Source organism: Paenimyroides ceti (assembly GCF_030409925.1).
In genome coordinates this window covers 3,446,378-3,459,146 of sequence record NZ_JAUFQU010000001.1, presented here as the reverse complement: position 1 = coordinate 3,459,146, position 12,769 = coordinate 3,446,378, and the positions used below count along the sequence as shown (strand labels likewise).

At 37.4% G+C, this 12,769-nt stretch carries 3 protein-coding genes; all 3 read right to left on the bottom strand.

The annotated features are described in order from the left end of the window. Positions 1–530 precede the first annotated feature (530 nt). A complete protein-coding gene (locus tag QW060_RS16875) occupies positions 531–4,742 on the bottom strand; it encodes a choice-of-anchor L domain-containing protein (protein WP_290364629.1) in 4,212 nt (1,403 codons plus the stop codon). 125 nt (positions 4,743–4,867) lie between these two features. After that, positions 4,868–8,695, bottom strand: coding sequence for a T9SS type B sorting domain-containing protein (locus QW060_RS16870; RefSeq protein ID WP_290364628.1), 3,828 nt, complete (start codon positions 8,693–8,695; stop codon positions 4,868–4,870). A 136-nt stretch (positions 8,696–8,831) separates the two neighbouring features. Beyond that, positions 8,832–12,656 carry a T9SS type B sorting domain-containing protein gene (locus tag QW060_RS16865; protein ID WP_290364627.1) on the bottom strand — a complete coding sequence of 1,275 codons (3,825 nt, stop codon included), beginning with the start codon at positions 12,654–12,656 and terminating at the stop codon, positions 8,832–8,834. Positions 12,657–12,769 lie beyond the last annotated feature (113 nt).

The following is a 12,769-nucleotide window of genomic DNA, read 5'->3' as shown; positions in this document are numbered from 1 at the left end:
TTTTGTCTTTAGACAAGAGTACATTATTTACTATTTTACATACAGCACCTCTTTTTTGTCCATTAACAAAAATTGTTACAGTCATCAGTCTTTGTTTTTTCTATTTGTAATACATGATAACTGATTTAATATTTCCTTAGATTTAATTTTAAGTAATTAAATTTTCTTGTACTATTATGATCTGATGTCAAACCACCCTATAGTATTGGAAATTTCACACAAATTGGTAGAATTGTTGTGTGGTATTTAGAAAAAAGTGTTACTGTTTTTGTATATAAAACAGCAAACAACCTGTAATACAAACACAAATATAACATAATATTTAAATCATCAGCAATAATTTCATATTATAAGCAATTCTAAAAGCCTATTTATAAAAAATATTTTGATAGCTATCAAAATATTAATTACATATCAATATTAACTTGTTTATGAGTGAAGGAGTATCCGTTTTGTATTCAAAAATGGAATTATACAAAAAAAGCCTCTGATCTATATAGATCAGAGGCTTTTTTAAACATAGTACTTATTTACTTTATTTCTCTCAATAGTTGTACATATCCGGTAAGTACTTCTGTAGTGGTAGTTATTTTATAATAATAAGTACCGTCAGGTAATTCTTTCCCTTCTTTATTTTGCCCGTACCACTGGTTGCTGTAACCGGGTCCGTGAACATATACTTCACGTCCGTCTCTGTTGTATATTACAACTTCTAAAGGATGATAATAAGTAAGATCAAATGCATCATTTAATCCATCACCATTTGGAGAAATCCCTTTAGGAATACTACAATCAATTACTTCAATTTCATAACTGCTGCTGAAAACACAACCATCTGTGTTTTCTATGTTCAGATAGATTTTATAGGAACCTAAATTATAAATAGTACCACTTTTTACAACCTCTCCCTGTCCAAATTCTTCTGTACTGTAGTAATACCCCTCCGGTAATTTCGGTAATACATAATGCGTACAGCTGATAATATTTTCAACTTGTATTGGCTGTATTTCTGGTGAAGCTACAATATCAACCGAAGTAAGCAACTGACATCCCGTATCTGCATCTGTGAAACTTATATAAATTGTTCTCGGCAGTATACCCGGCTGATAATTTTCCGGAGATGTTATCGCTCCTGTTTCATCAATGGCATTTTGCTGTGTTTCATAATAATATAATGTCACATTCGGATTCTCCAGCTGGCTTACAAGACCTGCTCTTACACTTGTCAGATCTACTAAAACCGGTACCTCATTGTATATACAGGTAACTATATTATCTGGTTTTTTCAAATTAACTACTGTCTTTCTAATAACTCTAAAAGAAACGATGAGATGACAACCGGTTTTAGTATCGTCAATGCGTACAAAAATCTCTTTTGGTAATGTAGTAGCCTGATAGTTTTCAGGTGTATCTATAGCTCCTGTTTCATCGACAGCATTTTGCTGTGTTTCATAATAATGTATTACAATATCAGAAGTATCCGGGATTAAAGACAGCATTTCATTCTCATTTACCGTAAGATCCACTGGAGGTATTTCCTGATTAAAAACACAAACTTCTATATTTTTAGGTGTAACAATTTTTATTTCCGGATAGATTTCCACTTTTATAGTATCACTTATTACACAAGTACTTCCAACAAAAGTAGCTTCTATTTTGTACTCCCCGCTTTCAGTCACTTCTAAAGTAGTTCCCTCTGCACCTTCTATCAATACATTGTCTTTGTACCACTGAATTTCGAAATTATCAACATTTAGTCCCGAATCCAGAACATAAGTATCACCATAACACAGTGCATTTCCGGTATCAATTAACAAATCATCTCCAAAATCAACACTTCCTAAATCAAAGCTTCCTCCTTCCAGAAATACCGCTGAGTCCATACCGGCATCTCCGCGATCCTGAATTACTAATTTTATATGGTAGGTTGTCCCTGGTACTACATCGCTTTGTGCTACCATCGGCACGGTTAATCCATAAAAATTGATTGGGGAAATCAAAGGATCCTGACCGTTATAATCCGGATCATAGCACGCCTCAAAATAATCGGGGTTAACATCTCCGCAGTCCGGTTCTCCCGTTTCCCAGTTTAATGGTGAATGAATCGCTTTTCTAATTGTTACCACCGAAACCGGATCTGTAGTGTTAGGTACAATAGCCAGATTCGTTGTAACTCCTGTAGCAGTATTGGTCAGGAAAAATGCAAACGAATCGGAAAAACTACATTGAAAAGTACCATATTCATTGGAAGCAAATATAAAGTTGAATTTAAGCTCATTGGTCAGTGCCACAAAATCGAATTCTAAAACAGACGCATTATGATATTCCTGCTCTGGTTGATTCAGATAGTTATTCATATAAGTAGTCAACTGAGCATCGTCCGGCCAGTCATACATTAGTCCGGAACTTATTGTACCGCCTGCAGGTCCGGGTGCAAGATGTATGTTTCCGGAAGAAAGAATAATCCCTTCTTCAAAAGAAAAAGTCGAATTATTTTTATTAAAATAACCGATACCATTTACATCACCAAAATTCGTTCCTGTGCTCCAGGTCACGTTAGAAACTGTCGCACAAGGGTTGTCAATAAGCACTTCCGTTACCAGTTCAGGAACCGTATATTGTGTATCACTTACCGATATTGGTGGATTCAGTGTTATTACACATACATCAAAAGTTACATTCGTATCCCACTGAGAAGTATAAATACGTACTTTATAGGTATTACCGATAGTAAGTCCGTCAAGATTTAATAATTGTGTTGACTCACACGCAATAGGTGTAAGCACATCTTCATTACAGATACCTTCTTCATATACGGCAATATAAGTCGTTGCCCAACCATCAATTTCTAATTTTACAGAATGGTTTGCAGATTCCGCAGTAAATTCATACCATACATCGTTGTAAGGTGTGCCTTCGCAGACCTCTCCAATATTAGATTGAGTAGCTCCTACAACTGAGCCCGGTACACTTTCAATACATTCCGGACCCGGATTTACAGGTAATACTACCGCTTCACCACATTCATCATTGGAAGGTGCTGTCGTGATTTCTAAAACCGATGACCATTCACTTTGCTCTGTAGGGCTACATACTGCACGTACATATACATCATACGCTGTAATATCTTCCAAACCGTCAATCGTTATTGAGGCAGTGTTGGTTTCATAAATGGTAATTGTGGTTAAATCATCGGGAATTGTTTCTCCCTGAGGCAATATAATAACTTCCCATGAAGTAACTGTTCCGTATTGTTGCCAGGTAAGACTTACCGACTCATCTGTAACCTGCGTTGTGGTTAACTCATAAGGTTCCGGACATGTTGGTATTGGCTCAATAACCACCTTGTCAATGTATATTTCACGATTATTGCTATCCCCAACATACCAAGCAAATGCTCCCTGCCCAGTAAATGCCGGAAGATATACTATTTTTTCTACATAATCTTCATTACTATATCCCTGCTCTGCTACTACTGTCTGTGTAAAGTCTGCTACTCCGGTTCCGCCGTTTTGAGACATTTTTACACTGAAAGATTGTGGGTCAGATCCCCAGCCCATTTTATAATAATACCGTAAGCGGTATGCCCCGTTAAAATTAAACACCGGACTTACCAGATAATCGTCATTTACTGTCGGATTCCAGTTAACAACAGGGAAGTTGGAAGATTGATCACCTTCAAAAGGATTCCATGTTGTATTGGTATTCCACTGAACATCGTCATTATTATTATTGATTACAGACCAACAATTTACTGTAGAAGAATCAGAATTGAAGGTTTCTGTATAAGGCAGATTGATGGCCACACATTGCGTAAAAAAAGCAAAAGGACCTGTCCATAAACTGTGTCCGTCAGTAGTACCGCAATTACTTCGTACCCAAAAATAGTATTGGGTTGCCGGTGTAAGATTTTCTAAATCAACAGAGGCTGTAGTAACGTTTCCGGTAGGAGTGGTTGTACCCGTGATGCTATTGGTTTCACTAATATAGTAATCATAGGATGCCACATTGGTTGTTCCCGGCGCTGTCCATGAAACTTCCGCCTCCTCAGTAGTAATATTCTGGGCTTCAATATCTGAAGGTGAAGAACAGGTTACTGGTGCCAATACAATATTATCTATAGCTGCCGGAGTTTGTGCTCCAGACCATCCTCCATTAGTCCATTGAAAAACCAAACGCATGGTTTGTCCAGCATAAGCAGAAATATCTACCACCGTGCTGTAGTTCGTCCAGGTTGACTGACCATTAAAAGAACCTCCAATCTGGATTCTGTCTCCACCTGCAAAAATCTGAGCTCCGGGTCCGGGAATGAAACTGGTTGGGATAAGCCAAACGTTAAGATAATCTGACCATTCATCCCCTACACTACGCCAGTCAAAAGAAAGCTCTACATCAGCAGTATTAGCCGGTATCACAATATCTTTGTACGCATGAGTAACACTCGCTCCAGTAGTATCATATTGATTGGCGGCTCCGTTATTATCGGATATATAAAGCGATTTAGTACCCCCATTGTTTACAGCAGTACCGACAAACCATTTATTGGTCTGCGCTCCATTTACAAATACCCAGTTATGTACCCCTTCAAAGTCTTCAGCGTACAGATCATTTGCATCAAAGTATTCTAAAGAATTATTTTTCTCTAAATCAGTATTTTTTGTATTGAGTACCCGATACATACTTGGGATTACTGCAAATGCAGAAATCGTAAAAAGCAGAAAAAGTAGAGTATTTTTTTTCATTTTGTAAATTTTAAATTGACGAACAAACAAATATATAAATATATCGTTAAGTTTTTAATAAAAAAAAGGTCTATGAGCAGAAAAAAACACTCATAGACCATAAAAGAAATATCTTTTCTTAAGGATTACTTAATCTCTCTAAGAACCTGAACGTATCCTGAGAGCACTTCAGTAGCTGTAGTGATCTTGTAAAAGTAGGTTCCGTCAGGCAATTCTTTACCATTTTTATCCTGTCCGTACCATTGGTTTGTATAGCCAGGGCCATGTGTATAAACTTCTCTTCCATCTCTGTTATAGATCACAACCTGTAAAGGATGATATAACGTCAGATCAAAATTGTCGTTCAAACCATCGCCATTTGGAGAAATTCCTTTGGTTACTGTACATGGTACTACTTCAAAATTAAACTGCGTACTGGTAACACAACCATTTTCACTATCAATATTGATATATAGGGTATGTTGTCCTAATCCATATACTGTTCCGGCTGCAATAACAGTACCTTTTCCGGTCTGTTCTGTACTATAATAATAATTATTTGGCAAAGCCGGTAACACATAGTTGGTACATATCAGTACATCATCTATCGTATAAGGATCTAAGAAATTACCCGCTATGATTCGGAAATTGGTCACGGCCTCACATTGTGTAGAAATATTAGAAACTCTTACATAAATAGTTTTTGGCAGTCCATCAGCCTGATAATTATTGGCATTCAAGATAGGATTTTGATTTAAAACCGCTTCATTCTGTGAATTATGATAAGTAATAACATGATTGTTCAGATCAGGAATCTGAGACATCAATTTTGTTTCTGCCTGGTGCAGATCTACATTTGGAATAATTCCATCGTACACACATACAATAATATCATCCGGTTTGGTTATTTTTATTGCTTCTTTAGGGACAATATTAAATGAAGTGGTGGCATAACATTCTGTATCTGTATTTTCTACTCTTACATAAATGGTTTTTGGCAACATATCTGGCTGATAATTTTCAGGTGTTGGTATTCTGCCCGTATCGGTATCTGCTCCATTAAAAGTTTCATAATAATTGACTTCAAAATTGGTAGTATTCTCAATCTGAGCCAAAACTTCAGCATCTTTATCCCGTAAATTAACTTCCGGTATTTCTCCCTGGAAGACACATAATTCAATATCCTCAGCTTTGGTTGCAATTACCTCTTCACTTACTTTAACAGTAAAATCTTTTACAATTTCAAAATCTTCATCTCCACATCCAGGGTAACTGATGCGTGCCTCAAAATGAGTTGTCTCACTGATGGTAATGGCATGTTGAGGATCTGTAGAAATCAATTCTCCGTTTGCATACCAGCCAAAAGTCACAGAAGTTTCACCATTTGGTCTGAATCTCCATGCTTCCTGCTGTGCAGTCCATGTACCTATATTTCTATTTGGAGGAAAAGTTCCTGCTGTATGATCTTCATTAATCAATCCGATAACACCTTTTCCATCGTTGAATGCTGCACAGGAATTTCTGTTACCAACATATACTTCGATGATGTTTGTAATCTCATAAATCACAATTTGATAATACTGCCCCGGATTGGAAGTAGCACAACCATTAAAATTACTGTATAAATCAACATCATTAAAATTTACCACCAATGCTCTACATGGATACGTTCCCAATACCTGATAGTTAATATTCGGAGTAGATCCTGAATTAGTTATACTTGGATCAATATCCTGATAAACTCCCAGTATACAATTCTTTAATCTTGCCCCATTCCCCAAGGCCAAATATTGAGGATCAGGAAAAGAGGTGTACCCTGTCATACTATAAGGTGCTGAACCACCTACGTTTGGAGTATAATTGGTGCCAAATACCACCATTCCGTTAGATCCTACCTGTGCTTTTGTAAAATGATTATCATAAAAACAAACACTGAACGGAAGATTGATAACCGGTGACCAGGTATCGTCAATCGAGACATTCATCGGTGTACCTCCCGTAAATGGAAATGGTGGATCATAATCTATAGATTCAACCGTATATTCAGTAGTAGATTTAAAAAAACTTGTATCAAACTGAGCATCTAAATTAATTGTAACCTCTCCTTCAGCTTCACAAAAGATATATTCTCCGTTTTCATTAACATTTAAGTCTAACGGTGACACGTCCAAATCTGCACAAGCCGGTGGATTAAAGTCTGAGAATTGCACCGGATCTGTCCATAAACTCTTATCAGCATCACCACACACAGCTCTGATATACACATTATAGATAACTCCTTGCTGACCTTGAGTATATATATATTGAGGTGTTCCGTTAACAACAATACCGGTAGTGGCATCTGTTGGCGGCGGATCAGTAGCAGGCTGAATGATAATTTCCCACTGTGTCTCTGTTCCCGTCGGCTGCCAGGTAATCACCATATTTCCCTGATTGTTTTTCTGTACCTGAATGTTGATAGGTCGCGGACATGTAATCAACTTCATTTCTACATTATCGATTGCTGCAGGTGGTTGTGTACCTCCGCTTGAGTCATTACGCCATTCAAATATCAGCCTTCTTGACTGTCCTGCATAAGCATTTACATCTAAAAGCTGACTATAACTCTGCCAGGTTCCCTGCTGATTGAATGTACCTCCTATCTGAACCGCTCCCTCTACGTCATCAGCTATAAGGGTTCCCGGAACCGGATTATAAGTAACCGGAACGAGCCATACTTTAAAGTAATCATATACAAATGAAGTACCCTCTCCAACAGCTCTCCAGTCAAAAGAAAGTGTCGCTTCAGAGGCATTTACCGGAAATGCCAGATCGCGGATTGCATGGGTTGTTGTTGATGAAGAAGTTGTATAGGCATTTGAGGTGCCGTTGTTATTTGTAATATATAATGATTTAGTCCCGCCATTGGCAACTGCAGTTCCAATAATCCATTTATTAGTCTGATTACCGTTTGTAAAAGTCCAACCACTGGTGTCGCCTTCAAATCCTTCGGTAAAATCTACCGGAGCCGGATTCTGAGTAGTAGTTATCTGTATAGGACCGGTCCAGAAACTTGATCCGTCTGTGGTACCGCAATTAGTACGAACCCAGAAATAATATTGAGTATAAACGTTCAGCCCTTCTATGGTAACTGTAGTTGCTGTAGTATTACCTGAAGGTGTGGTAGGTGCTGTAGGTGAAGTACTGTAATAGTAATCATAAGAAGCTACATTGGCCGTTATAGGTGCCGACCAAGATAATTGTGCACTCGTAGCGTCAATTGCTGTAAGCACTAAATTACTCGGTGATGAACATGTTACTCCTTTTACTACGACATTATCAATAGCTACAGGCGGCTGTGTTCCCGCAGAACCGTCATTTCTCCATTCAAATACCAATCTTACATTCTGTCCGGCAAAAGCTGATAAGTTTACAACCCCATTATAGGTTGTCCATGACGGATTCAGGTTAAAACTTCCTCCAACCTGAACTCTGCCACCTCCTGCTGCAATTTGTGTTCCAGGAGTCGGAGTAAAAGTTTCAGGAACGACCCAAACCCTGAAATAATCGTAAAGAATAGAACTACCTTCACCATCTGCTCTCCAGTCAAATCCAATCTGAACATCTGATGTATTGACTGGTATAGCGATTTGCTTGTAAGCCTGTGTCACAGAAGTAGTTGTTATTGTATAAGTATTGGCAGTACCATTGTTATTGGAAATATACAATGATTTAGTTCCGCCATTGTTTACCGCGGTACCTACATACCATTTATTTACCTGAGTACCATTGGTGAACTCCCATCCATGGGTTCCTTCAAAATCTTCTATGTAGTTTAAATCTGCCGGATTTAAATAAAACATGGAAGTATTATTCCTTTGAGATAGAGATTTCCCTTCTTCCGGAGACATATCTACAATAGAATCTTTAAAATCTCTTAAAGCATTTTTCTGGAATATAAATCCATATCCCAAAACGGCTGAAAGAAATAACACTAAAAGTATTTTTTTCTTCATAAAGCAACTAAATAATTAATAGACAAAACAAATATATAAATATATTGTTAAGTTTTTATCAAAAAAAAACCTCAAACACAAATGTTTGAGGTTTTCCTTAACAACAATTATAATATTATTTAATTTCTCTTACTACCTGAACATAGCCAGAAAGTACTTCGGTAGCCGTTGTTATCTTATAAAAATAGGTTCCGTCCGGTAATTCTTTACCGCTTTTATCCTGTCCATACCATTGATTGGTATAGCCTTGACCATAACTGAAAACTTCTCTTCCATCCCGGTTATAGATCACAACTTGTAATGCATGGTATAATGTGAGATCAAAATTGTCATTTAATCCATCCCCATTTGGTGATATCCCTTTTGGAATACTACAGTCAACGACTTCAAAATTCAACTCGCTTGTTGCTACACATCCGTCTTTGCTATCAATGTTGATATATACCTTATGCTGCCCTAATCCGTATACTTCTCCTGGCTTGAGCACATCTCCTTTACCAATATCCTGTGTACTATAATAATAACCTTGCGGCAATTCAGGCAATACATAGTTTGTACAAATCAGTACATCATCAATAACAAAGGTATCTAAAACTTCTCCCTGAATGATTCTAAAACTGGTTGTTGCTTCACATTGTGTTTCATTATTGGAAAGTCTGACATATATGGTTTCTGGCAGAGTTCCTGCCTGATAGTTTCCGATATTAGTAATCGGATTTGCATTTAATATAGCTTCATTCTGTGTATGGTGATAACTAACTGTATGCACCTGCGGATCTGCAATCTGTGACATTAATTTTTGTTCTACCTGCTGAAGATTTACTTCAGGAATGATACCATCATACACACATACTATGATATCATCCGGCTTTGTAATTTTGATAGCCTCCTTTGGAACAATTCGGAACGATGTAGTAGCATAACATTCCGTATCTGTGTTTTCCACTCTTACATAAATTACTTTAGGCAGCATATTTGGCTGATAATTTTCCGGATTTGCCAATCTTGCTGTATCAGCTTCAGCATCTTCTGCAGTCTCGTAATAATTTACCTCAAAATTAGTTGTGTTTTCAATCTGAGCTAATACTTCAGAATCTTTATCGCGTAAATTCACTTCAGGGATTTCTCCCTGGAAAACACATAGTTCAATATTCTCTGCTTGAGTTGCAATTACTTCTTCACTTACTTTTACTGTAAATGCTTTTACGATTTCAAAATCTTCATCTCCACAGCCCGGATAACTGATACGTGCTTCAAAGTTTGTTGTTTCACTGATAGTAATTTGATGTTGAGGATCAGTCGAAATTAATGCTCCATTTGCATACCAGCCAAAAGTTACATTCGTTTCTCCGTTAGGTTTAAAACGCCATGCTTCTTCAGTAGTTGACCAAGATCCGGTATTTCTTCCGGGAGGAGTATAAGCCAAAGTACCTGCAGCATTCTGAATTCCCAGTACACCTTGTCCAGCATTTGCGCCTGTTGGCCAGTTCAAACAAGCGGTTCTTTTCTTTACATACACCTCAATAATATTTGTAATTTCATACAATACAATCTGAGTAGTAGTTCTGTATTGCGGATCCGTACAATCGTTGGATCCGGTTCCAAAGGCAGGAACTTCATTAAAATTCACTACTAAAGCTCTACAAGGATAGGTTCCTAAAATTTGATAATTGATCTGAGAATTAGGTCCTGGATTATTAGTAGTATGCATATCCTGAAAAACACCATATATAGCATTCTTAATAGCAAAATTTGTATTCGGTATCTGAACACCCTGTAAATTCCATGGACAAAATTCGCCATAGGTAGTTGTAAAAGGCAATCCAAAAGTAATAACCCCATTATCCCCGATTCTACAAAATGAATAACTATTCTCAAAGAAACAGAAATTAAAAGGAAGATTAAAACTGGCTGTATAATCATCATCTGATGTGATAGGCATTACTGTACCTCCCAAGAAAGGAAATGGTGGTTCATAATCAATAGACTCTACCACATATTCACTGGTTGACTTGAAAGACTCTGCATCAAAACTCGCATCTAAATCAATAGTTACCTCTCCTTCAGCTTCACAGAAGATATATTCTCCATTTTCATTAACATTTAAATCTAATGGCAACACATTCAAATCTGCACATGCCGGTGGATTAAAATCAGAAAATTCTATAGGATTTGTCCAAAGACTTTTATCCGAATCACTACAAACAGCTCTGATATATACTTTATATATCACACCTTCTTGCGCTTGTGTATAGATATATTGTGGAGTACCATTAACGATAATTCCTGTAGTAGCATCTGTCGGCGGCGGATCTGCTGCCGGCTGAATGATAATTTCCCATTGAGTTTCTGATCCTGTCGGTTGCCAGGAAATCACCATATTTCCCAGATTATTTTTCTGTACATGTATATCAATCGGTCGCGGACATGTAATAAGGTTTATATTAACATTATCAACTGCTGCCGGTGGCTGATTACCGCCTGAACCGTCATTTCTCCATTCAAAAATCAATCGGCGGGTTTGCCCTGCATAAGCGTTTACATCTATTATCTGGTTATAGTTTTGCCAGTTTGCCTGCTGAAAAAAGTTCCCTCCGATCTGCACTCCTCCACTATTTGCCTCAGTAATAAGTGTTCCTGAAACAGGTGTAAAAGTAACCGGAACTAACCATACTCTCATATAATCATATATGCCGGTTTCTCCTAAAGCACGCCAGTCAAAGGAAATGGTTGCTTCCGATGCACCTACTGGAAATGCCAAATCACGAATAGCGTGTGTTGTTGTTGATGAAGAATTTGTATAGGCATTTGATGTACCGTTGTCATTGGTGATGTATAAAGATTTCGTTCCTCCATTGGCAACAGCAGATCCAATAATCCATTTATTTGTCTGTGTACCATTTGTAAAAGTCCATCCGCTACTGTCACCTTCAAATCCTTCATTGAAATTTACAGGTGCCGGAATCTGAGTTGTTGTTGCCTGTAAAGGACCTATCCAGAAGCTACTACCATCAGTTGCTCCACAGTTGCTTCTCACCCAAAAATAATATTGTGTTGAAGGCGTTAAATTCTCTATTGTAACCGTTGTACCAGTTACATTTCCTGAAGGTGTTACAGGAGGTGTTGCTGTGGTTGCGTAGTAATAATCGTATGATGCAACATTAGTAGTCGCAGGTCCTGTCCATGATATCTGCGCCATATTTGCTTCTAAGGTAGTAATAACCAAATTGGAAGGAGCTGAACATGTTACTCCTTTCACCAATATATTATCTATTGCAGCCGGTGGTTGAGTGCCTGCAGAAGCGTCGTTTCTCCATTCAAATACTAATCTGACATCCTGCCCCGCAAAAGAAGATAAATTTGCAACAGCATTGAACGTTGTCCATGAAGATTGCTGATACAGATCACCACCAATTCGTATTCTGCCACCACCAGTAGCGATTTGATTGCCAGCTGTAGGTGTAAAAGTTACAGGTACAATCCACACTCTTAAGTAATCATACACACCTGTTTCTCCTAAAGCACGCCAATCGAACTTAATCTGCACATCTGCAATATTAGCTGGAATAGAGATTTGCTTGTATGCCTGAGTTACAGAAGATGTAGAGGTTGTATAGTTATTACTTGTTCCGTTATTATCCGATATATACAGAGATTGCGTACCGCCATTATTCACAGCAGTACCAATATACCATTTATTCGGTTGAGTTCCGTTAGAAAAATCCCATGTCGGACTTCCTTCAAAATCTTCGGAAAAATTTAAGTCAGCAGGATTCAGATAGAAGATTGAAGCATCTTGTGCTTGTGTTCCAGACTGCCCGTTAACATAAAAAACATTTTTCACAAAACCTTTAATATCCTCATAAATATTTTGCTCAAAAGCAAAGCTATAAGCAAAAAATCCACAAAGAAACAAGGCAAAGAGTGATAATTTTTTCATTTTTTATCAATTTTATATGTATAAAATATACTTACATTAAAAAACAAATATACTCTTTTTGAAATCGAGGTTAAGAAATTCTTATTAAAAAGTTCCTTTTTTAACAGTTAAAA